The following is a 26,431-nucleotide window of genomic DNA, read 5'->3' on the forward strand; positions in this document are numbered from 1 at the left end:
CGCGATCACAGCACTGACCAGGCGGTAGGTCGGACCGAGGGCGAGGTCGGAGCGGCCTCGGGATGCGGATCGCACGGCCGAAGGACGCCTCGAGCCACGAGATGCGCGGCCCACAGGGCGTGGCGCCGGGAGAATCCTGTGACCTGTGGGGTTCGGGAGGCGCGTGGGACCGGCCTGTGTGACAGTGGAGGTCCCTGCACCCCCTGCACCTTCGGTTGGTCCTCGCCATGCCTGTCTCCCTGCCCCGCCCCACCTCGCGCCGCCTCGGGTCCCTCGTCGTGGCCGCCGCCCTCGCCCTCGGGCTCCCGGTCGCGACGGTCGGCCCGACGAGCGCGGCGCCGGCGCCCCGCCCCGTGGAGAGCGCCGTCACGAGCGCCTCGCTGCGGACGACCGACCCCGGACCGGGGGCCCGCGCCGCCGGACCGCGCGCCGAGTCGGACCCGGTCGCCACGGGCGGCCTGCGGGTCGTCGGCGTCAGCTGGCCCGCCGGCGCCCTGACCCCCGCCGACCGCGTCGAGCTGCGCGAGCGCACCGCCCTCGGCTGGGGACCGTGGACCGCCATGGACGTCGAGGACGAGCACACCCCGGACCCCGGCACCCCCGAGGCCGCGACGGCCCGCGGCGGGACCGACCCGTGGGTGTCCACGGCCGAGGCCGTCCAGGTCCGGGTGGCCGGAGCCAGTGCAGCCGCGCGGCCCGACCGGGCCCGGCTCGACGTCATCGACCCCGGCCGCTCCGACGCCGACTCCGGTGGCCCGGCCGTCGCCGGTGGGGCCTCCGCCGGCGCGGTGAAGCCGACGATCCTCCCGCGCTCGCAGTGGGGCGCCGACGAGTCGCTGCGCAAGGGCGCACCCTCGTACGGGACGATCAGGGCCGCCGTCGTCCACCACACGGCCGGCACGAACTCGTACAGCCAGGCCCAGGTGCCCGGCATCATCCGCGGGATCTACACCTTCCACGTCAACGGCCGCGGCTGGAACGACGTCGGCTACAACTTCCTCATCGACCGCTTCGGCCGGATCTGGGAGGGGCGCGCCGGCGGGATCGACCAGCCGGTCGCCGGCGCCCACGCGGGCGGGTTCAACAGCCAGACGTTCGGCGCCTCCGCCCTCGGTGACTTCGGATCCGTCGCTCCGCCGGCGGCCGTCGTCACGGCGCAGACCAGGCTCATCGCCTGGAAGCTGGGCCTCGCGCACGTCGACCCCACCGCGACGACGATGATCGAGGGCAAGGGCGTCCTCCCGACGGTCATCGGGCACCGCGACCTCAACCAGACGAGCTGCCCCGGGGCGCGGTACTACGCGCTGATCCCCGGCATGCGCCAGCCCGCCCGCAACCTCCAGGGCACGATGCTCTTCGAGCCGACGCTGTCCTCGTCCTCGCTGCTCTACGGCTCGGGCGCGACCACGCTGCGCGCCCGCGCGACGGCGAACGTCTCGTGGCGGATGACGGTGTCGAGCGTGTGCCGCACCGAGACCCAGTGGTCGACGAGCGGGTCGGCGTCGACGTCGAGCCCGGTGAACGCCACGTGGGGAGGCCGCCTCTCCGACGGCCGCTGGGCCCCGCCGGGCGAGTACCGGGTCACCCTCACCGCGTCGAGCGGCTCCGGCACGGCGGCCACGGTGCCACCGGTCGTGCGCGTCGTCCGGGTCGAGGGCGCCCCGGGTGCGCCCGACGGCTTCTGCCCACCGCGCCTCGCCGGCGACGACCGCTACGCGACCGCCGTGGCCGTGGCCCGGGAGGAGTCGCCCGCCGCGCAGACCGTCGTCGTCGCGAGCGGCACCGACGCCGGGATGGCCGACGCGCTCGTCGCCGCCCCGCTCGCACGGGCCCGCGGCGGCGTGCTGCTCCTGTCCTCGGCCACCGGGCTCTCGCCGGCCACGCGCGCGGAGGTCGCCCGTCGGCAGGCCACGACGGCCATCCTCGTCGGCGGCGCCGGCGCGGTGCCGGAGGCCGTCCGCGACCAGCTGACCGCGCTCGGCGTCGCGTCGGTGACCCGGGTGGGCGGCGCCGACCGCTACTCGACCTCGGTCGAGGTGGCCCGCGCGATGGGGCCGCGACACCCCTCGGTGCTCGTCGCCGGGGCGGCGCAGGCCTCCCTCGTCGACGGGCTCGTCCTCGCCGGGCCCGCCGCGGCCCTGGGGCGCCCGGTCGTCCTCGTGCGCCCCGACCGCGTGCCCGACGTGACGCGCCGCCTCCTCGCCGACTCGGGGACGACCTCCACGGTCGTCGGCGGCGGGACCGCGGCCGTCTCCGACGAGGTCCTGCGCCGGCTGCCCTCGCCGCGGCGGGTCGCCGGCCCCAACCGCTACGAGACGGCCACGGCCGTCGGCACGTGGGCGCGCTCGGTGATGCCGGTGCGCGACGTCGTCCTCGCGAGCGGGGAGGACGGCTCGCTCGTCGACATGCTCGCCGCCGGCCAGCTCGGCCGCGTGACGATGGTGTCGCGGCGCACCGCGCTTCCCGCGCCGGTCGAGTCGTGGATCGCGAGTGCCCCCGACCTCGACGGGCTCGTCGTCGTCGGCGGGCCGGCCGCGGTCGACCTCACCGTCGGCGGGGCGGCCCAGCGCGTCATCGGCTGAGCTCCGGCGCGACCTACCGCCTGGTCAGCGCTGTGATCACAGCACTGACCAGGCGGTAGGTCGCGACTCCCGCTACGGCGGACGCGCTGGCGGGTGCGACCCCAGGCGTCAGGTGAGGGCGACCGTGAAGGGGGCGCCGGTGGCCTCGCGGACCTGCTCCTCGGTGACGTCCGGGGCGAGCTCGCGCAGGACGAGACCGTCGTCCGTGACGTCGAGGACGGCGAGGTCGGTGATGATCCGCTGGACGACCGCCTTGCCGGTGAGCGGCAGGGTGCACTCGTCGACGATCTTGTGCGAGCCGTCCTTGGCGACGTGCTCCATGAGGACGATGACGTGCTTGGCGCCGTGGACGAGGTCCATGGCCCCGCCCATCCCCTTGACCATCTTCCCGGGGATCATCCAGTTGGCGATGTCGCCCGAGGCCGAGACCTGCATGGCGCCGAGGATGGCGGCGTCGACCTTGCCGCCGCGGATCATCCCGAAGGACGTCGCGGAGTCGAAGTACGAGGCGCCGCGACGGACCGTGACGGTCTCCTTGCCGGCGTTGATGAGGTCGGGGTCGACGGCGTCCTCGGTGGGGTAGGCGCCGACGCCGAGGATGCCGTTCTCGGACTGCAGGACGATCTCGACGTCGTCGGGGACGTAGTTCGGCACGAGCGTCGGCAGGCCGATGCCGAGGTTGACGTAGGCGCCGTCCTCCAGCTCGGCGGCGGCGCGGGCGGCCATCTGCTCACGGGTGAGGGGCATGGGTCAGGCCTCCGTGGTCTCGGGGGTCGCGGTGACGGTGCGGCGCTCGATGCGCTTGTCGGCGGCCTGCTCGGGGGTGAGCGGCAGCACGCGCTGGACGTAGATGCCGGGCAGGTGGACCTCGTCGGGGTCCAGCTCGCCGGGCTCGACGAGCTCCTCGACCTCGGCGACGGTGACGCGGCCGGCCATCGCGGCGAGGGGGTTGAAGTTGCGCGAGGACTTGTTGAACACGAGGTTGCCGTGGCGGTCGCCCTTCCAGGCGCGCACGAGGCCGAAGTCGGCGACGATCGCGTGCTCGAGGACGTACTCGCGTTCGGTTCCGTCGGCGCCGGTGAAGACGCGCACCTCCTTGGCGGGGGAGGCCACCGCCACGGTGCCGTCGCTGCCGTACCTCCACGGCAGGCCGCCGTCGGCGACCTGGGAGCCGACGCCGGTGGGGGTGAAGAACGCGGGGATGCCGGCCCCGCCGGCGCGCAGCCGCTCGGCGAGGGTGCCCTGCGGCGTCAGCTCGACCTCGAGCTCACCCTCGAGGTACTGGCGCGCGAACTCCTTGTTCTCCCCGACGTACGAGGAGACCATGCGGCGGATCTGGTGGGCCCCGAGGAGGATGCCCAGGCCCCAGTCGTCGACCCCGCAGTTGTTGCTGACGACCTCGAGGTCCTTCGTGCCGGCGCGGTGCAGCTCGGCGATGAGGACCGACGGGATGCCGCAGAGCCCGAACCCGCCGACGGCGAGGGTGGCCCCGTCGGAGATCCCGGCGACGGCGGCTGCTGGGGTGGTGACGACCTTGTCCATGGTCGGCACCCTATCGACGCGGTCAGGGGTGCCCGCCATGGGGCGGGAGCACAGCGCGAGCGTCTGCCGGGTGGCGGGGGGTCACCCACACGGACGGGATCTCCTGGCCGAACGGCCCCCGCACGACATCGAAGGATCTTCGTCATACGCGGCGGTATCGTGAAGGAATTGCGTGACGTGTGAGACTCCTGAGAAATACATCCGTGTAATTCGCCGAACCGTGTAGCAGCACGGCCTGCGGCATGGGACAACTGTCTCGCTGCGTGGTTCTCCTGTGACGGATGTGACGTCCGGGACGGGGGGAGCGCCAGTGCGTCTCGAACCCCTGCCGAGCCGCCCCCTGCCTGGAGGAGCACCCCGCCGTGTCCCTGTCCCACCCGGAGTCCCGTCGCGAGCGCCGCATCCCCGTGCGCACCCTCGGGGCCGTCTCCGCCTCCGTCATCGCGTTCCCGCTGGCCACGGCGCCCGCGGGTGGGTCGGTCTTCCCGACGCCGAAGCCGGCCAAGCCCCTCCCCACGGCCCTCGACGTCGCCCCGGGCTACCAGAAGGGCACCCAGTGCCTGACGGAGAACCAGCCCGGCGCGGTCGCCTTCGCGAAGCTGCTCAACGCGACCTACGGCAGCCGCAGCTACGGCATCCTGCGCCACTGCGCCGCCGAGCACGGCGAGGGCCGGGCCCTGGACTGGATGATCAACGCGAACAACCCCGAGCAGCTCGCGCTCGCCAACGCCATCACCCGCTGGCTCGCGGCCCCGGACAGCCAGGGGCGCCCGGGCGCGATGGCGAAGCGGTTCGGCATCAACTACATCATCTGGAACCGCCAGCAGTGGCGCGCCTACGACCCCGCCCGCGGCTGGGCGCCCTACTACGGCGTCTCCCCGCACACCGACCACATCCACATCTCGTTCAACTGGGACGGCGCGTACAAGCGCACGTCGTGGTGGACCGGTGTGGCCGTCACCTCCCCGCTGAGCGGCCCCACGTCGACGCCGCTCCCGTCGGCCCCGGTCCTCACCTCGAGCGGCTACCCGGTCCTCGCCGAGGGCTCGAGCGGCCCCGACGTCGCCCTGGCGCAGAAGGTCATCGGGGTGGAGGCCGACGGGAAGTTCGGGCCGTTGACGGCCTCCGCCCTCGGCACCTGGCAGTCGAGGAACGGCGTGCCCGTGACGAAGAAGCTCGACGAGGCGACCTGGGCGAAGATGGTCTCGCTCGGCCTGGTCCCCCCGCGCAGCCCGCTCGTCAAGTACGTCAACACCGTCCTCAAGCGCGGTTCGTCGGGCGAGGCCGTCAAGGCCCTGCAGAGCGCCATCGGCAAGCTGAGCGTCGACGGCTCGTTCGGCCCGGCCACCGAGACCCGCGTGCGCGAGTACCAGTCCTCGAAGCGGATCAGCGTCAACGGCGTCGTCGACAAGCCGGTGTGGAACGCCCTCATGGGTGTTGCCGTCGCCGCGCCCGCCCCGGCGCCCGCCCCGGCGCCCTCCACCCCGGCCACCCCGCCCCCGTCGGGCAGCACGACGGCCCACCCGCTCGCCAAGTACAGGCACCTCACCCTCAAGCTGTGGTCGAAGGGCGAGGCCGTCAAGGCGATGCAGAAGGCGATCGGCAGGCTCACGGTCGACGGCTCGTTCGGGCGCGCCACCGAGGCGCGCGTCAAGGAGTACCAGAAGGCCAAGGGCCTGACCGTCAACGGCATCGTCGACGCCAAGGTCTGGGCCGCCCTCATGGCCCCGGCCAAGCCGGCGACCTCCACGCCGACGACCGGCACGACGAGCGCAGCCCTGGCCACCGCCTTCACCCCGCACAAGAGGACCGTCCTCAAGGCCGGCTCGAGCGGCGCCGCGGTGCGCGTGCTCCAGCAGGGCCTGGGCGGGCTCGTCGTCGACGGGAAGTTCGGCTCGCGCACGACGGCGGCGGTCAAGGCGTTCCAGACCTCCCGCAGGCTCCCGGCGACCGGCGTCGTCGACACGCGGACCTGGAACGCGCTCGAGCTCAAGGTCCACCCCCTCCTCCCGCACTGGGGCACCGTCCTCAAGAAGGGGTCGAAGGGTGCGGCCGTCACCGCGCTGCAGAAGGCGCTGCGCATCACCGCCGACGGGTCCTTCGGGACGAAGACGGAGTCCGCGGTCAAGGCCCTCCAGAAGGCCGCCAGGCTGACCCAGACGGGTGTCGTCGGCACGGTGACCTGGAAGGCCGTCGAGGCCCGCATGCCGCGCTGACGGAGGACGCGGCTGGTCCGGGGACGGGCCCGGCTCCCTCGCGGGGGCCGGGCCCGTCTGCGTCCCCCGCCGCCGCCCGTCCCGTACGGAGATCGTCCGATACGTCGATCTCGGGACGCCGGTCGCGTCCCGGGCGTGGCGGGCCGCTCAGGCGTGGCGGGTGACGCCCTCGCTCTCGAGCCGTGCCCGCAGGACGTCGGCGGCGGGCTCCCCACGGGTGAGGACGACCGAGCCGTCGGCCGCCCACGCCGCGAGGGCGAGCCGCAGGAACGCGGCCGTGTCACCGGTCGCCGTGTGGACCCGGCCGGCCTCGGGGACGGGCACCAGCGCGGCGTAGGGCGTCGTGCCGCCGTCGCGCAGCGCGGGGTCGTGGCCGGCGGGCTCCTCCCACGCGGCGAGGACGTCGCCGTGCGTCGCGACCTCCTTCGCCTCGTCGACGACACCGGGTGGCACCGGGACCGCCGCGGTGCGCGCGAGCGCGGCGAGGGTGACGAGGACGCCCTCCTCGGCCTCCTCCGCCGCCGCCGGGTCGTCGGTGACGACGACGTCGGCAGGCGCCTGGCCGACCTCCGACCGGGCGGCGGAGGTCCGGTGCGCCGGCACCTCGACGCACGCGCCGACCGACCACGCGGCGAGGGCCCAGTACAGGGTGCGCCAGTGCGGGGGCAGGTCGAGGCGGACGACGGTGCCGCGCCCGGCGTCGAGCTCGTCCTGGAGGAGGTTGGCCGCCTTGGCGACCCAGTTGGCGAGGACGCGGGCCGACAGCTCGACCCGCTCACCGCGGGTGGGGCCGTCGGTGTCGTCGTAGACGGTGATGCGGGGGCGGCCGGGGTCGGACCCGACGAGCCGGGCGAGGACGGCGGGGACCGTGGTGGGGCTGGTCACCGCGCCAACCTACCGGGCGCAGGCCCGTGCCCCGGCCTCGTCCCGTCCGCCCTCGACGGTCGTCCGCCCACCCGGCGTGGACCGGGCCACCCGGCGCCTCGGTACCCTCGGTGCGGGGAAGACGACGACGGAGGAGGGCCCCAGGGTGAGCACGGCCGACCCGGCGCCGGCGCCGGCACTGACCGTCGTCGTCATCGTCCACGACGACGCCGCGCGCCTGCCGAACGCCGTGCGGTCGGTCCTGCGGCAGACGCTGCGCTCCCTCGAGGTCGTCATCGTCGACGACGCGAGCACCGACGGGACCGCCGAGGTCGCGGCCGCGCTCGTCGCCGAGGACCCCCGCGTCCGGGCCACGACGTTGCCCGTCAACAGCGGGGGCTGCGGGCGGCCGCGCAACGTCGGGATCGAGCTTTCCACCGCCCCCACGGTGATGTTCCTCGACAGCGACGACCGGCTCGAGCGGCACGCGTGCAAGAACCTCCTGGAGGCGCTCGAGGACACCGGCTCCGACTTCGCCGTGGGCGCGGTGCGACGCGAGTACGTCAGCACCGGCGGCTCCTCGTGGTGGTTCCGCGGGCTCTTCGACGAGCGGCGCGTCGTCCACGGCCTCGCCGACGAGCCGGGGTTCGTCGAGGACGTCCTCAGCGTCAACAAGCTCTACCGGCGCGAGTTCCTCGACCGCACCGGGCTGCGGTTCCCCGAGGACGTCCACTTCGAGGACCAGCTGTTCAGCATCCAGGCGTACACCGAGGCCCGGTCGTGGGCCGTCATCCCCGAGATGGTCTACGTCTGGAACGTCTACCAGAGCGCCGGGCGCCGCTCGATCACCCAGCGCCGGGGCGAGATCGCCAGCCTGCGCCACCGACTCGAGGTGCACCGCCGGATCGACGCCTACATCGCGGCTCGCGGCGACGCGGACCTCCAGCGGCTCAAGGACCAGAAGTTCCTCCGCAACGACCTGCGGCTCTACCTGCGCGACGTCCTCCTCGACGACGGCGTCATCGAGCGGGTCCTCGAGGAGGCGGGCCCGTACCTGCGCTCCATCCCGGCGGACCGCTACGAGGACCTCACGATGTCGCTGCGCGTCGTCTACGGGATGGCGCTGCGCGGTGACGTCGTCGGCCTGCGCCAGGCGGTCCAGTGGAACCACCACCACGTGCTCGCCCTCGAGGTCGGTCGCCACGGCGACCGCGCGCGCGTCGCGGCACGCGGCAGCGACACCGCCCCGGACCCGCGCTGGGCCGAGGACGCGCTCGAGAACACCCTCCTCGAGGTCGACCCGTGGGTCCTCGACGCCCCGCTGCCCTCGGTCAACCTCCTCCACGAGCTCACCGGCGTCCAGCAGCGCGGCATGCGCCTCGTCCTGCGGGGGCGCACCGTCGACCCCATGGGCAAGCTCGACGACGGCGACCACGCCCTCTCCCTGCGGCTGGTCCGCCAGGCGCCGCGCCCGACCGTCACGACCGACCTGCCGCTCACCGTCGTCGGCGCCGACGGTCATGAGCGGCGCTGGGAGGTCGAGGTCGGGCTGCCCGCGCTCGCGGCGGCCCAGGACGCGGTCTGGGTCGCCTACCTCCTCACCCGGGTGCGCGCCCGGACCGTGCGCCAGCCACTCCTGTGGGCCCTCCCGCCGCACGCCGTCGAGGCCGGGCTGCCGGTCTGGATGCGCGCCCTCGGGCGAGCGTTCGAGGTCGCCCCCACGGAGACCGGCCGCCCCCAGCTGAGGGTGCTGATGAGCCGCGGCCTGCGCGAGAAGGCCGGCCGCCGGGTCGAGACACGGGTCCTGCCCGCGCTGCGGCGCCGGACGAGGTCGCTGCGTCCCGGGTCGTCGAGCCGGTGGGGCCGGCGCGCGTACGCCCAGCTGCGGAGGCTGCCGATCCGCGACGACCTCGTCGTCTTCGAGGCGCACCTCGGCACGGTCTACGCCGACAGCCCCAAGTACGTCTACGAGGAGATGCGGCGCAGCCGGCCGGGGATGCGTGCCGTCTGGGTGCTGCCCGAGGGCCACGAGCCGCCGCACCCGGACGTCGAGCTCGTCACGCGCGGCTCCACCGCCTACCTGAGGGCGCTCGCCACCGCCCGGTACTGGGTCGACAACCAGACCTTCCCCGGGTACGTGCGCAAGCGGCCGGGCCAGCGGTACCTCCAGACCTGGCACGGCATCCCCCTGAAGAAGATGGGCCGCGACGTCCCCGGGGGGAAGCCCGTGCCGCTGCACCCCGACCGCGGCGTCGGCGCCTGGGACCTGCTCTGCGTGCCGAACCCGTACTTCGAGAAGGTGTTCGTCCCCGCGTTCGGCACCACCGCCGAGCTCGTGCGCTACGGCACCCCCCGCAACGACCCGCTCGTCGACGGCTCCCTCACCCGCGAGGACGCCCGCGCCGCGCTCGACGTCCCCCCGCACGCACGGGTCGTCGCCTACGTGCCGACCTTCCGCGAGAGCAGCCCGGGCGCCACGCGGCACGTCGAGCTGCCGGTCGACGTCGAGGAGCTCGTGGGCGGCCTCCCGCAGGACGTCGTCCTCCTCGTGCGGGCCCACTACCTCAACACCGTCGCGGTGCCCGGGCACCTGCGCTACCGCGTCCTCGACACCACCCCCGTCGAGGACGTCAACCTCGTCTACGCGGCGGCCGACGTCCTCGTCACCGACTACTCCTCGGTGATGTTCGACTACGCCCACCTGGACCGGCCGATGGTCTTCCACGTCCCCGACCTCGACGAGTACCTCGCGGCGCGCGGCACCTACGTCGACCTGCCGGAGATCGCCCCCGGGCCGCTGACCGGGACGACGGCCGAGCTGGCCGCCGCCCTGCGGTCGGCTCTCGACGGCGAGGACGTGTTCGCCGACCGCCGGGCCGGCTTCCGGGAGCGGTGGTGCGGCCTCGAGGACGGCCGCGCGTCGGCGCGGGCCCTGGAGGCCCTTCTCGGAGAGGGGGAGCGGTGACGAGCCGGACGCGCGTCCTCGTGATGAGCAACCACGTCGACGGCATCGGTGGGGCCGAGAGCGTCACGCGCGGCCTCGCCGTCGGTCTTGCCGAGCGGGGACACGAGGTGTCGCTGCGCGGGGTCAGCCCGGTCGCCGACGACGACCGCGTCGACCTCGGGCCCCTCGCCGCCCTCGGGGTCTCCACGGGCTTCCTCACCGACGACCCGGACCCGGGCGGGCGCGCCGGCCGTCGCACCCGGGCCGCGTGGCGCCGGGACGCCCTCGACTCGCTGCGCCGCACCCTCGCCGACCACGAGGACGGCGTGCTCGTCTGCGCGCAGGTCTGGACGATGGAGCTCGTCGCCGAGCTGGGCCTCGACGCCGTCATGCGGCGCGGGACGCGCATCATCGGGCAGTACCACGCGTCCTTCGAGGCGGCCCGCGCCGGGCGCGACTACGGGCGCCTGTCACGGACCTACCGCAACCTCGACAAGTTCCTCCTCCTCACCCGGGCGGACGCCGAGGAGTTCCGACGGCTGAACTTCAACAACACCGGGTGGATGCCGAACGCCCTCCCGGCCGACCTCGACCGCGACCTCGACGGCGACGTCGCCTCCTCCGCCGGAGAGGGCGGGCGCGAGCGGCTCGTGTCGGTCATCGCCCGCTACGACGAGAACAAGCAGCTCGACCACGTGCTGCGCGCCTGGGCGCAGGTGGCTCCCGCCCGGCCCGGCTGGCGCCTCGAGCTCTACGGGGAGGGACCCCTGCGCGGCTCCCTCGAGGCGCTCGTCGGTGAGCTCGGTCTCGAGGGGTCGGCGCGCCTCATGGGCGTCACCCACGACGTCCCCGCCGTCCTGCGCCGCTCGGCCGTCAGCGTCCTGAGCTCGCGCACCGAGGGCCTGCCGCTCGTGCTCGCCGAGTCCCTCGCGTGCGGGGCCCCGGCCATCAGCTACGACTCCGCCCCCGGGGTCCGCGAGATCGTCACCGACGGCGTCGACGGTGTCGTCGTGCGCCGCGGCCACGTCGACGAGCTCGCGGGCGCCCTGGCCGGCCTCCTCGACGACGAGCCGCGCCGCCGCGCGATGGGCGAGGCCGGCCGGCGGTCGGCGCGGCGCTTCGCGCGGGCGACGGTCCTCGACCAGTGGGAGGACCTCCTCGCCCGGGTTCTGCGCTGAGCCCCGCGCTGGCTAGGCTCCCGTGCCATGAGCGAGCGCACCGTCATCACCTTCGGCACGTTCGACGTCTTCCACGTCGGGCACGTCCGCGTGCTCGAGCGGGCGGCAGCGCTCGGTGACCGCCTCGTCGTGGGGGTGTCGGCCGACGAGCTGAACATCTCGAAGAAGGGCCGCCCGCCGGTCTACAGCGAGGACGAGCGGATGGAGATCGTCAAGGCGATGCGCGTCGTCGACGCCGTCTTCCTCGAGGAGTCCCTCGAGCAGAAGAAGGACTACATCCTCGAGCACGGCGCCGACGTCCTCGTCATGGGCGACGACTGGACCGGCAGGTTCGACTGGGTCGGCGACGTCTGCGAGGTCGTCTACCTCCCGCGCACCCCGTCGGTGTCGACGACCGGCCTCATCGAGCACATCGCCGGCCTCGGGTCGTGACGGCCGCCGGCGGGGGCCGGGCCGGTGAGGTCCTGACCCGCGTCGGGCTCGGCGCCGGGCTCTGGCTCGTCCTCGTCTGCGCCGCCGGGTGGCCGCTCGCCGCGCTCGGCTGGTGGGCCCCGTGGGTGGCCTGGCCGCTGGGGGTCCTCCTGGCCGTGGCCGCCGGGTTCGCCGTGCGGTCGGTGCCGGGGGTGCGGGTGCCGGTGGCTGCCGCCGGCACGCTCGTCGCGCTCGCGCTCGGGTTCGCCGTCTACGCGGGAGCCACCCACTCCGAGCACGTCCTCGTGCGGCGCGACGCCGCGAGCAACCTCCAGGCGGCCGTGAGCCTCGCGACGACCCACGACCGGGTGGTCCCGGTCGACGTGTCCGTCATCGGGGGTCCGGGTCCGCTCGAGCGCGGCGACGTCTCGGTCGGCAGCGGTGCGTTCTACCAGGTGGGCCCGCCGGCCTCGCCGTCCGTGCAGCCGCAGTTCCTCCTCGCGCCCGCGGTCGTCTACGGCTACGGGTGGTGGGCCGGCGAGTCGGCCGTGGCCCAGGTGCTCCCGGCGGTCGCCATGGGGCTCGTCCTCGTCCTCCTCGGCCTGCTCGTGGCGTCGGCGACGGGGCCGTGGTGGGGCGTGGCGGCCGCCGGGCTGACCGGGCTGCTCTTCCCCGTGCTCAACGTGGCCCGCGGGACGTACTCGGAGCAGCTCGCCCTCGTGACCCTCGTCGGCGGGCTGCTCGCCCTCGTGCTCGCGCTGGCGCGTGACGGCTCCTCCGATGACGCACCGTCGACGCGGCGGCTGGCGCTGCTCTCGGGGGTCCTGCTGGGCGGCACCGGGTTCGCGCGGGTCGACGCGCTGCGCGAGGTGCTGCTCCTCGTGCCGTTCCTCGCCGTCGGGGCTGCCCTGGCCGGGCGCTGGGTGCGTCCGCTGCTCGCTGGCGTCGCGGCCTCGACCCTCGTCGCGTCCGCCGCGGCGGTGACGCTGTCGTACCGGTACCTCGGCGACATCGCCGCGAGCCTCGTCCCCCTCGTGGCGATGGCCGTGGCCGCCGCGGTGGTGTCCTCCGGCGGGCTGTGGCTCTGGCGCCGCACCGAGCGCCGCCCGGGGCACCGCGAGGGTGATCCGAGGACGGGGGCGCTCGCGCGGGTGCCCGACCTGGCGGCGGGCCTCGTGGTCGTCGTCGGCCTCGTCCTCGTCAGCCGGCCGCTGTGGATGACCGTGCGCCAGGACCCGAACGACCCCGGGGCGCGCTACGTCGCGGGGATGCAGCAACGGCAGGGCCTGCCGGTCGACGGCGGGCGCACCTACGCCGAGCACACCGTCGACTGGCTCTCCTGGTACGTCGGGTGGCCGGCGCTGGCCGTCGCCCTCCTCGCCCTCGCCCTCGCCCTCCGGTCCGGCCTGCGGCGGGTGGGGGAGGGGCGGCTGGAGCCGTGGCTGCCCGTGCTCGTCGTCGCGGCCGGCTCGACGGTTCTCACCCTGGTGCGCCCCGGCATCACCCCTGACCACCCGTGGGCCGACCGCCGCCTCCTCGTCGCCCTGCCGTTCGTCGTCGCCCTCGTCGTCGTCGCGGGGTGGTGGGTCGGCCGCCGGTTCCCTGGCTCCGGGCGCGCCTGGGGGTCGGGCCTCGTGGCAGGCCTGCTCGTCGTCGGCGTGGCGGTTCCGGCGGTCGTCGCCACCTGGCCGTTCCGGGGAGTGGGTGTCGAACGTGGTTCCCTCGCAGCGGTGTCCGACGTGTGTGCCCGGCTCGGGCCGGATGACGTCGTGCTGGGCATCGACAGCCGGGCGTCCTCCGAGTGGCCCCAGGTCGTGAGGGGCATGTGCGGCGTGCCGACCTTCCTCGCCACGACCCCGGTCCGTCGCGACCCCGCCCGGCTCCGGTCGGTGGTCGACGAGCTTGCGGCCGGCACGGCGTCCTCAGGCCACCGGCTGGTGCTGCTGGCGGCCGACGGCCCCGAGGCGCTCGAGGTCCTCGGGCTGGAGCCGACCCCGGTCGTCGACATCCGCTTCGCCGAGGAGGAGCACGCCCTCGACCGCCGGCCGGACCGGACCGACCGCGGCGGCATCCGCGTCTTCATCGCGTCCGCTCCGACCTCCTGACCCCGTCACGGGTGGGACGAACCCGGGGGTCAGCGGCGGGTGAACGCGTCGCGGGCGCGCCGCTGCACGGCCGCCCAGGTGTGCTGGTCGGCCGCGGCGATGACGCCAGGTCGCAGGGAGCGCGGGGTGTAGGGGGTGCCGTCGGGATGGCCGACCGCGCCACCGGCCTCGGTGACGAGGAGCGTCCCCGGGGCGTGGTCCCACGGGTTCGAGCGGCTGTAGACGATGTAGTCGGCCGCGCCCTCGACGAGCTTGGGGTAGTCGACGCCGCAGCAGACCCAGGACAGCCGCATCGGTGGGAGGTCGCCGAGGCCCTGGTCGCGCATCGCCCAGATCGACGTCACCCCCTGCGGCGCCCGGTCGCCGGGAACCGGTGTCGTGCAGACCTTCTCACCGTCGCGGTACGTGCCGGCGCCGCGCTCGGCCACCCAGGCGACCTCGTGCTCGGGCTGCCAGATCCACGCGCGGACGCTCTCGCCCGCGACCGTCTCGGCGACCATGACCGCGTGGTCCGGTGAGCCGTTGACGAAGTTCTTCGTGCCGTCGACGGGGTCGACGGTGAAGGCGTGGTCGGCGGCCAGGTAGCGGTCCATGAGCGACGGGTCGGCGCTGTGGGCCTCCTCGCCGAGGACGACCGCCTCGGGGTAGGCGTCGAGGAGCCGGGCGGTGATGACGACCTCGGCCTCGCGGTCGGCGACGGTGACGAGGTCGCCGGGGTTCTTCTCCATGACCTCGCCGGCGGCCAGCGACCGGAAGCGAGGGGTGATGACCTCGGCGGCGACCTCGCGCAGGAGGTCCAGGACGGCGTCGGTCGACAGGCCCGGCATGGGCACCACGCTCCCACACCCCCTCCCGGCCGCCGCCCCCGGGTGGCGGCGGCTGCGCGGCCCGGCGGCGCAGGCCCCCGCCGCCGCCCTCCCATCAGAGTCGTGTGCTCAGGTGGCTGCCGGGGCGACCACCTGGGCACACGACACGGGGATGGGGTGGGTCAGGCGGGCTCGGCGAAGGGCCGCACGCCGGGGCCCGGGCGGCCCTGGACCTCGCGCGACCCCGCCAGCTCGTGCCCGGCAGCGCACCGGAGCCCGACCTCGACGGCGGCGCCGCAGTCGCGGTGCTCGAACTCGATCGGTGGTCCCTCGGGCCCGGCGAGGTACCGGTCGCCCCAGGCCGCGACCGCCACGAGGACCGGGTAGAGGTCGAACCCCTTCTCGGTCAGCCGGTACTCGTGCCGCTCGCGCTGCCCGGCCTCGCGGTAGGGCACGCGCCGCAGGATGCCCTGCTCGACGAGGACCGCGAGCCGGTTGGTCAGCACCTGGCGCGGGATGCAGGTGTGCCGCCGCATGTCGTCGAAGCGGCGGATGCCGTTGAAGACCTCACGCAGGACGACGAAGGTCCAGCGCTCGCCGAGGACGTCCATCGCGCGCCCGATCGTGCAGTTGTCGGTGGAGAACGCGAGGGCAGGGGGGGCGGCCATGCGGCCATGCTAGGTCTTGTTGACAGACCCAGCAAGGATGACGCATGCTCGGTCCATGACGCAGACCCAGCCCGACCGCACCGAGTTCCGCACCGAGACGCGCACCCACTCGTGGATCACGCCCGGCCAGGGCGACCTCGGCCGCCTCCTCGCCCTCGACGGCCTCGGCCAGCTCGAGGCGATGGTCTCCGGCGAGCTGCCGCACCCGCCGATCCTCGACACCCTCGGCTTCACCGCGATGCGCCCAGAACGCGGGCGGGTCGTCGTCGAGATGCCGGCGGCCGAGTTCCACTACAACCCGCTCGGGGGCGTCCACGGCGGCGTGATCTCGACCCTGCTCGACACCGCCACCGGCTGCGCCGTCCACTCCACGCTCGAGCGCGGCGAGGGCTACACCTCCCTCGACCTGTCGGTGAAGTTCCTCCGCCCCGTCACCGTCGAGTCGGGCCTGCTCACCTGCGAGGGCGTCGTCATCCAGCGCGGCCGCCGCACGGCGCTCGCCGAGGCGCGGCTCACCGACGAGTCCGGACGGCTCGTCGCGCACGCGACGAGCAGCTGCATGATCTTCGCCCCCTGACCCGCCGCCGGACCGCCTCGTGTGCCCAGGTGGTCGTGGGGGCAGCCACCTGGGCACACGCGCCCGGACGGTCGGCTGGCGTGTGCTCAGGTGGTCGCGCGGGCGGCCACCCGGGCACACGCGCCCGGACGTGTCGAACGCGGCTGACCTGCAGGGTTGCCGGCCCTCGGGCACGGGTATGGTCCGGACATGGCGAGGTTGCGGCGGGTGTCCCCGCGGTCGACGGGATGGACGCGGCGCCGGGCGGGAAAGGGCTTCTCCTACCGCGACGCCGGCGGCGACCCCCTCCCGAAGGAGTCGGTCGAGCGGATCAAGGCCCTCGCCATCCCGCCCGCCTGGGAGGACGTGTGGATCTGCCCGTTCGAGAACGGGCACATCCAGGCCGTCGGCACCGACGCGGCGGGACGGCGCCAGTACCTCTACCACCCGGACTGGCGCACCAGGCAGGACGAGCTGAAGTTCGACCGGGTCAAGGTCGCCGGCGCCCGCCTCGCCAAGGCGCGCGAGCGGATCATCGACGACCTCGTCGGCGAGGGGATGCCGATGGTGCGCGCCGCCGCCACCGCGACCCGCCTGCTCGACCTCGGCTACTTCCGCATCGGCAGCGACGCCTACGCCGACGCCAACGGCTCCTTCGGGCTGACCACCCTCGAGCGCCGCCACGTGCGCCGCCAGGGCGGAGACCTCGTGTTCTCCTTCGTCGGGAAGTCGGGGATCGAGCACTCCATCGTCATCAGCGACCCCCAGGTCATCGACTCCCTGAACTACATGCGCAGGAGGCGGGGCGGCTCGAAACGCCTTCTCGCGTACCGCGACGAGGCCCGCTGGGCCGACCTCGACGCCTCGGCCGTCAACGCCTACATCACCCAGATGGTGGCCGAGGACCTCACCGCGAAGGACTTCCGCACGTGGCACGCCACGGTGCTCGCGGCCGTCGCCCTGGCCGAGAGCCCCGAGAAGGGCGACACCGCGGCCTCCCGGCGGCGCGCGGTCAAGGCGGCCGTCGAGGAGGTCGCCGCCTACCTCGGCAACACCCCGACGATCGCGCGCAAGAGCTACGTCGACCCCCGCGTCATCGAGCAGTACGACGACGGGGTCACGATCGCGCCGACGCTCCGCAAGCGGTACCGCGACGACGCCAAGCGGCAGGCCGCCATCGAGAAGGCGGTCGCCCGCCTCATCGACCGCGCGACCTGACGGCCGCCCGGCGGGCGGGGAGGGGCCCGCGCCGCGGGTAGGCTCGCGGGCGATGAACGAGCAGCCCTCCGACGTGCCGGCGCAGCCCGGTGACGACCACTCCGCCCTCCACGCCGCGCCGACCGAGCACATCACCGTCGCGCAGGCGCCGGTCCACGCGCCGCGCGACACCGAGAAGATCGACGTCCGCCCCGGCGAGATGGCCGGTCGCAGCGACGACCCCGCGGCGACGAACGTCCTCCCGCGCCTCCAGGTGGGCGAGGCCGCCCCGGCGGCCACGGCCACGGCCACGACAGGGGACGACGCCGCGCCCGTGCGCACCCCGGCACCGGCCCGCACCGGCCACCCGGCGTACCCCATCGAGGACGGGCCCGGCGGGCGCACCCCCGAGCCGTACGTGACGATCGTCCTGCCCTGCTACAACGAGGGCGCCCACGTCCTGCAGGAGATCGACCGCATCACGGCGACGATGCAGGCCAGCGAGCTCACCTACGAGCTGCTCTGCATCGACGACGCGAGCACCGACGACACCCTCGACGTCCTGCGCCACGCCCAGCAGCGCTACCCGAACCTGCGGATCCTGCCGTTCCGCCGCAACGGCGGGTCGGGCACGGCCCGCCGGATCGGCACCCAGCAGGCCCGCGGCGAGATCGTCGTGTGGACCGACGCCGACATGACGTACGAGAACGAGAAGATCCCCGACCTCGTCCGCATCCTGCGCGACGACGCCAGCTACGACCAGGTCGTCGGGGCCCGGACCACCGAGGAGGGCACCCACAAGTGGGCGCGCGTCCCGGCGAAGTGGCTGATCCGCAAGATCGCCGAGTGGCTGACCAAGACCCGCATCCCCGACCTCAACAGCGGGCTGCGGGCCTTCCGGCGCGAGGTGTCGCTGCCCTACCTGCGCCTGCTCCCGGCCGGGTTCTCGTGCGTCACGACGATCACCATCGCGTTCCTGTCGAACCAGCACGACATCAAGTACGTCGACACCTCGTACGCGAAGCGGGCCGGCGTCAGCAAGTTCCACTTCGTCAACGACGCCTACCGCTACATCCTCCAGGTGCTGCGGATGGTCATGTACTTCGACCCGCTCAAGGTCCTCATGCCGCCGGCGCTGTGGATGGTCGTCATCGGGTTCGTCAAGGCGGTCGTCGACATGGTGCGCCACCCGTTCTACTTCCCGGCGAGCACGGTCCTCCTCGTCGTCAGCGGGATCATGATCGGCTCGCTCGCCCTGCTGTCCGACCTCGTCGTGCGCTCCCGCGACGGTGTCTGACGCCGCGACGGGGGGCGCGCAGGCGGGCGCCCACCCGGCCCAGCTGTCGGTCGCGATCGTCGGCCCGACCCACCCGTTCAAGGGCGGTGTCGCCGCGCACACCACGGCGCTGGCCCACGAGCTCGCGGAGGCCGGCCACGACGTCACCCTCGTGTCGTGGAGCCACCTCTACCCCTCGCTGCTCTACCCGGGCGAGCAGGCCGTGCCCGGCGGCAGCCCCGACGTCGAGCCGTTCCCGCGCACCCTGCGCGTGCTGTCGTGGGCGCGCCCCGACACGTGGGTCCGCACGGGGCGGCGGCTGCGCGACGTCGACGTCATCGTCGTCGTCCACGTCATCCCCGCGGTCGTCCCCGCCCACCTCGCGCTGCTCCGCGCGGCCGGGGTCGGGAGGACGTCGTCGAGCGGCCGCGGGCCCCGCACGGTCGTCATCTGCCACAACGTCCTCCCGCACGAGGCGCACCCCGCCGACCGTCCCCTCATGCGGTCCTTCCTCGAGCGGGTCGACGCCGTCGTCGTCCACTCCGACGAGCAGGCCCGGATGGCGGCCGCGCTGGGCGCCGCGCGGGTCAAGGAGCTCGACCTCCCGCCGCACCTGCCCGGTGGCGACCCCGAGCCCCGGCCCGAGCGGGCGGCCGGGGACACCGACGTGCGGCTCCTCGCCCTGGGGATCGTCCGCGAGTACAAGGGGGTCGACCTCCTCGTCGACGCGATGCGCGAGGTCCCCGGCGTCCGGCTCACCGTGGCGGGCGAGCTGTGGGGCGAGGCCGGCCGCCGCGTCCGCGAGCTCGCCGCCGACCCGCGCCTCGAGGGCCGCGTCGAGGTGCACCCGGGGTACGTGCCGGCCGACCGCATCCCCGCGCTCATGGCGCGGCACGACGTCTTTACCCTCACCTACCGTTCCGCCACGGCGTCCCAGAACGCCCTGATGGCGCGCCACCACGGCCTGCCCGTCCTCGCCTCGGCCGTCGGGACCTTCCCGTCCCAGGTGCGCGACGGCGTCGACGGCGTCCTCGTCCCGCCGTCCGACCGCGACGCGCTCGTCGGGGCCCTGCGCCGCCTCACCGAGCCGGGGGAGGCCGACCGGTTGCGTGCGGCCGTGCGTGCGCCGGACCTCTCCGGTCCGTGGGCCCACTACGTCGGCGGCATCGAGGCGCTCGCGGCACCCCCCGCGGAGGACGGCGACGAGCCGCCGCCGCTGCCCCTGTCGCCCGTCGGGCGCGCCAAGGCGCTCGTCGCCGGCATCCGGGCCCGACGCGGCCCGGTCGTCGAGATCGGTCCCACCGACCTGCCCGAGAGGGTGCGCGCCACCGACCTCCTCGCTCTCGACGCCGACGCCGTCGACGCCGTCGAGATCGCCCGCGCGCTCGGCCTGCCGCGCCCCGGCGAGCCCGTGGCCGCGTGGTCCGCGCTCGGTGCGCTCGCGGCCATCATCCGGATCCGCGACGACGGCCACCGGTCGAGCGTCATCGTCGACGAGTCCGGCACCGGGTCACCGCTCGGGCGGTGGGCGCGGGCCGTCGGCTTCGCGCCCGTCGAGCTCGAGCTGACCGGGCCGCGCGCCGCCGTCGAGGTCCTCGACGTCGACACGGCCAGCCTCGACGTCATCACCCGGCTGCACCCCGGTGGGTGCACGGCCACCGACGTCGACCACGCCGTCGGCCAGGCGTCGTGGGCGCTGCGCTCGGGCGGCCTGCTCGTCCTCACGGTGCCGATCGGCGACGACGACCCCGACTTCGCCGTTCGCCCGGCCGGGGTTCGCGGCATCCTCGCCCGTGCCGACGACCTCGGGCTCACCCTCGTCGGCGACGTCGACGGCGACGTCCTCGACCGGATGCGGCACGCGCGGCTCGTCGCCGCCGGTGGGGACGCCCCGGCCTACGCGGTCCTGCGCCTGACCTTCCGGCGGCGGTGACGATGGACCGCGGTCGCGTCCTGAACGTCGTGCGGGTCGGGCTGCTCGTCCTCATCCTCGGCGGAGTGGGAATCGCGGTGTGGCGCAACTGGGGCGAGGTCTCCAGGGAGCTCGGCCGGATCAGCCCCGCGGCGTTCGTGGCGGGTCTCGTGCTCACCGTCTCGGCGCCGCTCGCGACGCTCATGGGATGGCGCGTCCTCCTCGCCGACCTCGGCACCCGCCTGCCGCCCGCACCGGCCGCGAGCGTGTTCCTCGTGGGGCAGCTCGGCAAGTACGTGCCCGGATCGGTGTGGACCGTCCTCGCCCAGGCCGAGATGGGTGCGCGGCTGAAGGTGCCGCGGCGGCGGATGGCGGTCGTCGGCCTGCTGTCGATCGGGCTGGCCGTGCTGACGGGGTCGCTCATGGGGATCCCCGCGCTGCCCCGGCTGCTCGACCGGTCCGCCGACGCGTTCTCCTGGTGGTGGGTCGTCCTCGCCGTGGTGCTCGGGGCGGTGCTGCTGTGGCCCCGGCTGCTCAACGCGGTCATCGCGCGAGGGCTGCGGCTCATGCGCCGCGAGCCGCTCGAGCACGAGCTCTCCGGCCGCGCGGTGGCGCTGACCTCGCTGTGGTTCGTCCTCGCGTGGCTGTGCGCCGGGGGAGGTGTGCTCGTGCTGGCGCGCGAGGTGGCGCCCGGTGCGCCGCTCGGGCCGGTGCTCGTCGCGACGCTGTGCGGGTTCCCCCTGGCGTCGGCCGCCGGGATGTTCTCGGTGCTCGTGCCTGCGGGGGTCGGCGTGCGCGACGGCCTGCTCGCCGTCCTCCTCGTCACGCTCATGCCGCTGTCGGCGGCGACGGCGGTCGTCGTCGTGGCCCGGTTCCTCGCGGTGCTCGCCGACCTCCTCGTCGCGGGCTCCGCGTGGGCGTGGGGACGTCGGCACCACCTCCTAGGATCGGACGCGTGAGCGAGGACCAGGGCCGGCCGGGCCGCGACGACGACGGACGCGACGACGTCGCGCGCGGCGAGGCCGCGCGGGAGGAGCAGCTCGCCTACTCCGAGTCGATGGCGAAGATGCTCGACGAGGACGCCCGTCGGCAGAAGGCGGCCAAGATCGTCGCGGTCGTCCGGCACGCGCTGGGGGTCTCCTCGCTCGACGGGCTGCGGGCCGTCGACGTCGGCTGCTCCGCCGGCTTCATCGCCGACGAGCTCGCGCTGGCAGGCGCCACGACGAGCGGGGTCGACATCGACGAGCCCGGGCTCGAGAAGGCGCGCGCCCGCTTCGGTGACCGGGTCGACTTCCGGGTCGCCCGGGGCGAGGACCTGCCCTTCGAGGACGGCTCGGTCGACGTCGCCGTCCTCAACCACATCTACGAGCACGTCGTCGACCCCGTGGCCGTCGTCGCCGACATCCACCGCGTGCTGCGGCCGGGCGGGCTGCTCTACCTCGGCATCGGGCACCGGTTCCAGGTCATCGAGCCGCACCACCGGCTGCCGTTCCTGTCGTGGCTGCCGAGGTCGGCGGCCGACCGGTACATGCGGCTCACCGGCAAGGGCGAGCACTACTACGAGCGCTACTACACCCCGGCCGGGCTGCGGCGGCTCTTCGCGGCCTTCGACGTGTGGGACTACACCCTGCCCGTCCTCGCCGACCCGGCCACGTTCGCCGCCGGCGACAACGTGCCGGCGTGGTCGGCGCGGGTGCCCGAGCGGGTGCTGGCGGCGCTGCGCCCCGCCGTGCCGACCTACGTGTGGGCGGCCTTCAAGGGCGAGTCGCGTCCGGCCGGGCCGCCGCTGCGGGTCGCGCCGCGCCATCTGCCTCCCATCGGGTGAGCGCTCGATGACGTCGGCCGCCCCGGGTGGTGACGGCGCCGTGCGCGTCGTCACGGCCTCGCGACCGGTGCCCCTGGGAGCCGTCGTCGGGATCTTCCGGCGCGGCGGGGGCGACCCCACGAGCCGGCGCGACGACGGCGGCTGGTGGTTCGCCTGGCGGACCCCCGACGGCCCGGTGACCCTGAGGCTGGCCGTCCGGGCGCCGGTGGCCGCCGAGGTCACCGCGCAGGCGTGGGGCCCCGGTTCGGCGTGGGCGCTCGAGCAGGTGCCCGCGCTGCTGGGGGAGCACGACGACCCGGCGGGGTTCGAGGCGCGCCATCCCCTCGTCGCGGAGGAGTGGCGGCGGTTCCCCGGGTGGCGGGTCCCGCGGTCGGGGCTGGTGCTCGAGGCGCTCGTGCCGACGATCATCGAGCAGAAGGTCACCGGCAAGGAGGCCTTCGCCGGGTACCGGATGCTCGTGCGCCGGTTCGGTTCTCCCGCACCGGGACCGGGGGAGGCGCTGCGCCTCGTCGTGCCGCCGACGCCGGCCGAGTGGGGCGCCATCCCGTCGTGGGAGTGGCTGCGGGCCGGCGTCGACCCGGGGCGGTCGCGCACGGTCCTGGCCGCGGTCGGGCGGGCCGGGCGGATCGAGGAGTGCGTCGGGCTGTCGGCGGCCGACGCCCGGGCCCGGCTCACCGCCCTGCCCGGTGTGGGCCGGTGGTCGTGGGCCGAGGTGGCGCAGCGTGCGCTCGGGCTGCCCGACGAGGTCAGCTTCGGCGACTACCACGTCGCCAAGGACATGACGTGGGCGCTCACGGGGACCCCGCAGGACGACGACGCCCTCGCCGAGCTCCTCGAGCCGTGGGCCGGGCACCGCTACCGCGTGCAGCGCCTGCTCGAGCTCGGCGGCCACCACCGCCCCCGCCGCGGCTCGCGGATGACGCTCCCCACCCACCTTCCCGTCCGCCGCCCCTGACCCCGCCGTTCCTGATTCCGCCGCCCGGGCGGCTCGTGGGGAGGGACGCCCGTGCCACCCGCCTGACCGGGCTCCCCACGAGTGGGACGGCACGGGTGGTGCTCCCCGCCGACAGCGGGCCTCCTGTGGATGGCGCCCCAGCCGGCCGTGTGCATCGCGCCACGATGGTGCCGGGGGTGGGACATGGCAGGCACCGAGGCGCCGGACTGGGCCGCGCTGCGACGGGTGGCCGATCGGCAGGAGTCGCTCGTCACCCGGTCGCAGTGCCGGGCCGCGCACCTCTCCGACGAGCTCGTCGAGTGGCGGCTGGCGTCGCGGCGGTGGGTGCGTCTGCACCCGGGCGTCTACCTGACGGCGCCCGGGCGCGAGGGGTGGCTCGTCGATGCCACGGCTGCCTTCCTCCGGGTCCGGGCGACGGGTGGTCTCGACGACGGTCCCGTGGTCGCGGACGCCGCGCTCGTCGGCGGGACGGCGGCGCACCTCTGGGGCCTCACGCCCCGTGCGCCCGCGGTGGTCGAGGTCGGCGTTCCGCAGCGGCGCCGCGTCTCGCCGCCGGCCGGGGTGTCCGTGCGCCGGATGCGCCGCTTCCTCCCGTGCCTCGACGAGGTCTCCTACCCATGGCGGACCACCGTCGCGGCCACCGTCCTCGACGCCGGCGCGGGGAAGGACGGCGAGGCGCAGCTGGCCCTGGCGGCCACGGCGGTGCGGCAGGGCCTCGTCTCGGTCGCCCGGCTCAGGGGCGAGCTGGACGCCCGTCGGGGGCACCCTCACGGCGTGCTGCTGCGTGAGGTGTCGGGTGACCTCGCGGCGGGGGCCCACAGCCCGGCGGAGGTCCGCTACGTCCGGGACGTCGAGAGGGCGCACGGGCTCCCGACCGGGTCGCGTCAGGATCCCGGTGGCTCGGGCGGCTCCCGGGTCCACGACACCGTCTACGAGGGGTTCGGTGTGGTCGTCGAGGTCGACGGGCGACTCGGCCACGAGCCGTGGGGTCGCCGGGTCCGTGACGGCCGCCGGGACCGGCTGGCGGCCGGTGGGGGACTCTTCACGACCCGGGTGTTCTGGCCGGATGTCGCGGTGACGGCGTGCCGCACAGCGACGGAGATGGCGTCGGTCCTCAGGGCGCGGGGGTGGACGGGGGAGCCCCATCGCTGTCGGCGCCCGGACTGCGTCGTCACCCCGGCGTCGTGGGGAAGCCGGCCCGGGCTGGGGGCCTGACGACCCTCCCCACGAGCCGGAGCCGCACGGGTTCACCTCCCCCGCGGGTGACCTCGACCGTGGGCTCAGCCCGCGATGAGGGTGATCGTGGTCGTCGTCGCGCCGCGTGCGGACTCCGTCGCCGTCAGCGACTCGGAGGCGGCGGCGACCCGGCAGCGGGTCACGAGGCGCCCGAGCTCGTACGGGTCGTCCGCCGACAGGGTCACCTCGGCGGACCCGGCGGTCTCGTCGACACCGACGTCGGCCGAACCGGACGCGACGTCGAGGAGGGCGAGGGCGACCACCCGGCCCACCCGGACGCCCAAGGGCTCGTCCCCGGTGGACGGGATGCCGACGTCCTCGGCCTCCACGGACCCGGGGGAGACCCCGAGTGCTGCCCGGACGGCCTCGACGTGGCCGAGGGCGAACCAGTCCCCGCGCCCGGTCCGCACGAGCGAGCGGGCGCCTTCGGCCACCGGTGCGAACCACGACGCCTCGACCCCGCGGACCACGGCAGCCGGGACACCCGACGCCTTGCCCTTGACGAGGTCGGCGGCACCCGCCAGCTCGTCGGCGACGGCCCGCGCCGTGACCGCGAGCGGTCGCCCGTCGTGGTCGACCCCACCGCGCAGGTCGTCCAGGACCGCCAGCCCGGCCGACCCCAGCGCGAGGTCGGTCAGCCCCGCCCGCCACGGCCGCCCGGCCGTGTCGCTGAGGACGAGGCCGAACGCCGCGTCATCGGGCAGCCCGAGCAGCGCCAGCACCGCCGACCGCAGCCGCGCGGCCTCGCCGTCGGGGTCGGTGGGGAGGAGGAGGACGGCGCCGGTCGGCCCGGTGTTCGACGCATCCACGCCGGCCGCGGCCATGACCGGCCCGGCGGCCGACTCCACGACCCGGGAAACCCCGCCACCGTCCGCCGACCGCTCGGCGACGACCCGCACGGTCGCCTCGGCGACGGCCGCCGAGCGCTCCCCGGCGAAGGTCAGCCCCAGCGACTTCGACACGACCTTGCTCGACACGACGAGGCAGTCGCCCGCCCGGAGGCCGACGTCCCCGGACGCCGCGGCGTCGACGAGCAGCGCGGCGAGGTCGTCGCCGGCGGCCACCTCGGGCATCCCGGTCAGGGGAGCGACCCACAGGGCCCCGCCGCCCTCGGCGACCCCCCGGGGACCTCCGCTCACGCCGGCACCGACGACGCGATCCGCAGGGCGTGCTCGGCGATCCGGGCGGTGGCCGGGACGTCCGACATCAGCAGCGGCCCGTCGAACACCTCGACCCGTCCGCGCCGCAGCGTCGTCGCGGCATCCGCGGGGTCCACGAGCCAGCCGTCGAGGAAGTCCTCGTAGAGCCCGGCCACGGCCCCGGCCGTCGCAGGCACCCCGATCGCCTCGAGGCACGCGTCGGCGTGACCGCGCACCGGGCGCCCGGAGATGAGCGGCGAGACCCCGACGACGGGCGCCGACGTCCCGCGCAGCGCGTCGCGGACCCCGGGCACCCCGAGGATGATCCCGATCGAGACGACGGGGTTGCTGGGCGGCAGGAGGACGACGTCGGCCCGCCGGACGGCCTCGAGGACGCCCGGCGCGGCGGCGGCGCGGTCGAGCCCGGCGACGACGAACCGCCGGGCGGGCAGGGACGCCTGGTGGCGCACCCACCACTCCTGGAAGTGGATGGCCCGCTCGCCCCCCTCGCCGTCGTCGACGACGACGTGGGTCTCCACCGGGGTGTCCGTCATCGGCAGCAGCTCGAGGCGCTGCTCCGGCAGCCCCCAGCGGGCGGCGAGCCGCGTCGTCACCTCCGACAGGGTCGCGCCCTGGCCGAGCCACTGCGAGCGCGCGACGTGGGTGGCGATGTCGAGGTCCCCGAGCGCGAACCACTGCGGCTGCACCCCGTAGGCGGCGAGCTCGCCCTGGACCCGGTGGCTCTCGTCGGCGCGGCCCCATCCCTGGCCGTCGTGGACGCCGCCGCCCAACGTGTAGAGCAGGGTGTCGACGTCGGGACAGACCCGCAGGCCGAACAGGGTGATGTCGTCGCCTGTGTTCGCGACGACGGTGACCGTCGTGTCCTCGAGGCCGGGCGTGGTGTCGAGGTGGTGGCGCAGGCCCCGGACGAAGCGGGCCCCGCCGACGCCTCCGGCGAGGGCCGTGATGTGCATGGGCGCAGTCTCTCAGCCCGCCGCCCGGCCCACGAGGGGGGCCTC

General features: G+C 75.1%; 21 protein-coding genes. 14 read left to right on the forward strand and 7 right to left on the reverse strand.

What is annotated here, in order from left to right:
- Positions 1-227 precede the first annotated feature (227 nt).
- Entirely contained in the window at positions 228-2,582 is a 2,355-nt protein-coding gene (locus ACK8HX_RS10525) for a cell wall-binding repeat-containing protein (protein WP_411940645.1), read from the forward strand.
- 108 nt (positions 2,583-2,690) lie between these two features.
- Here ACK8HX_RS10525 and ACK8HX_RS10530 read toward each other — a convergent pair whose 3' ends face one another.
- Positions 2,691-3,329: a CoA transferase subunit B gene (locus ACK8HX_RS10530; protein WP_411940646.1), complete on the reverse strand. Its 639-nt coding sequence runs from the start codon at positions 3,327-3,329 to the stop codon at positions 2,691-2,693.
- A 3-nt stretch (positions 3,330-3,332) separates the two neighbouring features.
- Positions 3,333-4,124 (reverse strand): CoA transferase subunit A, encoded by a 792-nt coding sequence (locus tag ACK8HX_RS10535; RefSeq protein ID WP_411940647.1) that lies wholly within the window; start codon positions 4,122-4,124, stop codon positions 3,333-3,335.
- A gap of 362 nt (positions 4,125-4,486) precedes the next feature.
- Between ACK8HX_RS10535 and ACK8HX_RS10540 the strand changes: the two genes are divergently transcribed.
- Complete coding sequence (locus ACK8HX_RS10540; protein ID WP_411940648.1) at positions 4,487-6,340, forward strand: peptidoglycan-binding domain-containing protein; 1,854 nt, start codon at positions 4,487-4,489, stop codon at positions 6,338-6,340.
- Between the two features lie 147 nt (positions 6,341-6,487).
- Here ACK8HX_RS10540 and ACK8HX_RS10545 read toward each other — a convergent pair whose 3' ends face one another.
- Positions 6,488-7,225 carry a TIGR03089 family protein gene (locus ACK8HX_RS10545; protein WP_411940649.1) on the reverse strand — a complete coding sequence of 246 codons (738 nt, stop codon included), beginning with the start codon at positions 7,223-7,225 and terminating at the stop codon, positions 6,488-6,490.
- Positions 7,226-7,370: 145 nt separating this feature from the next.
- On the opposite strand from ACK8HX_RS10545, the gene ACK8HX_RS10550 reads away from it, so the two are divergent.
- The 4 genes from ACK8HX_RS10550 to ACK8HX_RS10565 are packed head-to-tail and all read left to right on the forward strand — an operon-like array spanning position 7,371 to position 13,842.
- Complete coding sequence (locus ACK8HX_RS10550; RefSeq protein WP_411940650.1) at positions 7,371-10,169, forward strand: bifunctional glycosyltransferase/CDP-glycerol:glycerophosphate glycerophosphotransferase; 2,799 nt, start codon at positions 7,371-7,373, stop codon at positions 10,167-10,169.
- Positions 10,166-11,326 (forward strand): glycosyltransferase, encoded by a 1,161-nt coding sequence (locus ACK8HX_RS10555; protein WP_411940651.1) that lies wholly within the window; start codon positions 10,166-10,168, stop codon positions 11,324-11,326. Before ACK8HX_RS10550 ends, ACK8HX_RS10555 begins: the two co-directional genes overlap by 4 nt.
- A 27-nt stretch (positions 11,327-11,353) precedes the next feature.
- Entirely contained in the window at positions 11,354-11,758 is a 405-nt protein-coding gene (locus ACK8HX_RS10560; protein ID WP_411940652.1) for an adenylyltransferase/cytidyltransferase family protein, read from the forward strand.
- Positions 11,755-13,842: a hypothetical protein gene (locus ACK8HX_RS10565; RefSeq protein WP_411940653.1), complete on the forward strand. Its 2,088-nt coding sequence runs from the start codon at positions 11,755-11,757 to the stop codon at positions 13,840-13,842. Before ACK8HX_RS10560 ends, ACK8HX_RS10565 begins: the two co-directional genes overlap by 4 nt.
- A gap of 29 nt (positions 13,843-13,871) precedes the next feature.
- Here ACK8HX_RS10565 and ACK8HX_RS10570 read toward each other — a convergent pair whose 3' ends face one another.
- Complete coding sequence (locus ACK8HX_RS10570) at positions 13,872-14,669, reverse strand: inositol monophosphatase family protein (RefSeq protein WP_411940654.1); 798 nt, start codon at positions 14,667-14,669, stop codon at positions 13,872-13,874.
- Between the two features lie 161 nt (positions 14,670-14,830).
- Entirely contained in the window at positions 14,831-15,316 is a 486-nt protein-coding gene (locus ACK8HX_RS10575; protein ID WP_411940655.1) for a winged helix-turn-helix transcriptional regulator, read from the reverse strand.
- A gap of 55 nt (positions 15,317-15,371) precedes the next feature.
- Between ACK8HX_RS10575 and ACK8HX_RS10580 the strand changes: the two genes are divergently transcribed.
- From ACK8HX_RS10580 to ACK8HX_RS10615, 8 genes are all read left to right on the forward strand, one after another.
- On the forward strand, positions 15,372-15,893 hold the full coding sequence (locus ACK8HX_RS10580) for a PaaI family thioesterase (protein WP_411940656.1): 522 nt from the start codon (positions 15,372-15,374) through the stop codon (positions 15,891-15,893).
- Positions 15,894-16,082: 189 nt separating this feature from the next.
- Positions 16,083-17,090, forward strand: coding sequence for a DNA topoisomerase IB (locus ACK8HX_RS10585; protein WP_411940657.1), 1,008 nt, complete (start codon positions 16,083-16,085; stop codon positions 17,088-17,090).
- Positions 17,091-17,142: 52 nt separating this feature from the next.
- Complete coding sequence (locus ACK8HX_RS10590) at positions 17,143-18,366, forward strand: glycosyltransferase family 2 protein (RefSeq protein ID WP_411940658.1); 1,224 nt, start codon at positions 17,143-17,145, stop codon at positions 18,364-18,366.
- Positions 18,359-20,278: a glycosyltransferase gene (locus ACK8HX_RS10595; protein ID WP_411940659.1), complete on the forward strand. Its 1,920-nt coding sequence runs from the start codon at positions 18,359-18,361 to the stop codon at positions 20,276-20,278. The genes ACK8HX_RS10590 and ACK8HX_RS10595 overlap by 8 nt, the downstream gene beginning before the upstream one ends.
- A gap of 2 nt (positions 20,279-20,280) precedes the next feature.
- Positions 20,281-21,216, forward strand: a complete 936-nt coding sequence (locus ACK8HX_RS10600; RefSeq protein ID WP_411940660.1) for a lysylphosphatidylglycerol synthase domain-containing protein — start codon at positions 20,281-20,283, stop codon at positions 21,214-21,216.
- Complete coding sequence (locus ACK8HX_RS10605; protein WP_411940661.1) at positions 21,213-22,082, forward strand: class I SAM-dependent methyltransferase; 870 nt, start codon at positions 21,213-21,215, stop codon at positions 22,080-22,082. The genes ACK8HX_RS10600 and ACK8HX_RS10605 overlap by 4 nt, the downstream gene beginning before the upstream one ends.
- A 7-nt stretch (positions 22,083-22,089) precedes the next feature.
- On the forward strand, positions 22,090-23,037 hold the full coding sequence (locus ACK8HX_RS10610; RefSeq protein WP_411940662.1) for a DNA-3-methyladenine glycosylase family protein: 948 nt from the start codon (positions 22,090-22,092) through the stop codon (positions 23,035-23,037).
- Positions 23,038-23,220: 183 nt separating this feature from the next.
- The gene (locus tag ACK8HX_RS10615; protein WP_411940663.1) at positions 23,221-24,252 is read left to right on the forward strand and encodes a hypothetical protein; all 1,032 of its coding nucleotides are present in this window, start codon (positions 23,221-23,223) and stop codon (positions 24,250-24,252) included.
- Between the two features lie 65 nt (positions 24,253-24,317).
- Here ACK8HX_RS10615 and ACK8HX_RS10620 read toward each other — a convergent pair whose 3' ends face one another.
- Together ACK8HX_RS10620 and cofD are read right to left on the reverse strand one after the other, a co-directional pair.
- On the reverse strand, positions 24,318-25,412 hold the full coding sequence (locus ACK8HX_RS10620; RefSeq protein WP_411940664.1) for a coenzyme F420-0:L-glutamate ligase: 1,095 nt from the start codon (positions 25,410-25,412) through the stop codon (positions 24,318-24,320).
- Positions 25,409-26,386 carry a 2-phospho-L-lactate transferase gene (cofD, locus tag ACK8HX_RS10625; protein ID WP_411940665.1) on the reverse strand — a complete coding sequence of 326 codons (978 nt, stop codon included), beginning with the start codon at positions 26,384-26,386 and terminating at the stop codon, positions 25,409-25,411. Before cofD ends, ACK8HX_RS10620 begins: the two co-directional genes overlap by 4 nt.
- Positions 26,387-26,431 lie beyond the last annotated feature (45 nt).

It is taken from the genome of Oryzobacter faecalis (assembly GCF_046764005.1).
In the GTDB taxonomy this organism is placed as follows: domain Bacteria; phylum Actinomycetota; class Actinomycetes; order Actinomycetales; family Dermatophilaceae; genus Oryzobacter; species Oryzobacter faecalis.

Bases quoted from the DNA above. Each gene is read 5' to 3' on its own strand.
- ACK8HX_RS10535 (WP_411940647.1), bottom strand. From the start codon at position 4,124: ATGGACAAGGTCGTCACCACCCCAGCAGCCGCCGTCGCCGGGATCTCC.
- ACK8HX_RS10560 (WP_411940652.1), top strand. From the start codon at position 11,354: ATGAGCGAGCGCACCGTCATCACCTTCGGCACGTTCGACGTCTTCCAC.
- ACK8HX_RS10575 (WP_411940655.1), bottom strand. From the start codon at position 15,316: ATGGCCGCCCCCCCTGCCCTCGCGTTCTCCACCGACAACTGCACGATC.
- ACK8HX_RS10570 (WP_411940654.1), bottom strand. From the start codon at position 14,669: ATGCCGGGCCTGTCGACCGACGCCGTCCTGGACCTCCTGCGCGAGGTC.
- ACK8HX_RS10590 (WP_411940658.1), top strand. From the start codon at position 17,143: ATGAACGAGCAGCCCTCCGACGTGCCGGCGCAGCCCGGTGACGACCAC.
- cofD (WP_411940665.1), bottom strand. From the start codon at position 26,386: ATGCACATCACGGCCCTCGCCGGAGGCGTCGGCGGGGCCCGCTTCGTC.
- ACK8HX_RS10530 (WP_411940646.1), bottom strand. From the start codon at position 3,329: ATGCCCCTCACCCGTGAGCAGATGGCCGCCCGCGCCGCCGCCGAGCTG.
- ACK8HX_RS10585 (WP_411940657.1), top strand. From the start codon at position 16,083: ATGGCGAGGTTGCGGCGGGTGTCCCCGCGGTCGACGGGATGGACGCGG.
- ACK8HX_RS10525 (WP_411940645.1), top strand. From the start codon at position 228: ATGCCTGTCTCCCTGCCCCGCCCCACCTCGCGCCGCCTCGGGTCCCTC.
- ACK8HX_RS10600 (WP_411940660.1), top strand. From the start codon at position 20,281: ATGGACCGCGGTCGCGTCCTGAACGTCGTGCGGGTCGGGCTGCTCGTC.
- ACK8HX_RS10615 (WP_411940663.1), top strand. From the start codon at position 23,221: ATGGCAGGCACCGAGGCGCCGGACTGGGCCGCGCTGCGACGGGTGGCC.
- ACK8HX_RS10610 (WP_411940662.1), top strand. From the start codon at position 22,090: ATGACGTCGGCCGCCCCGGGTGGTGACGGCGCCGTGCGCGTCGTCACG.
- ACK8HX_RS10580 (WP_411940656.1), top strand. From the start codon at position 15,372: ATGACGCAGACCCAGCCCGACCGCACCGAGTTCCGCACCGAGACGCGC.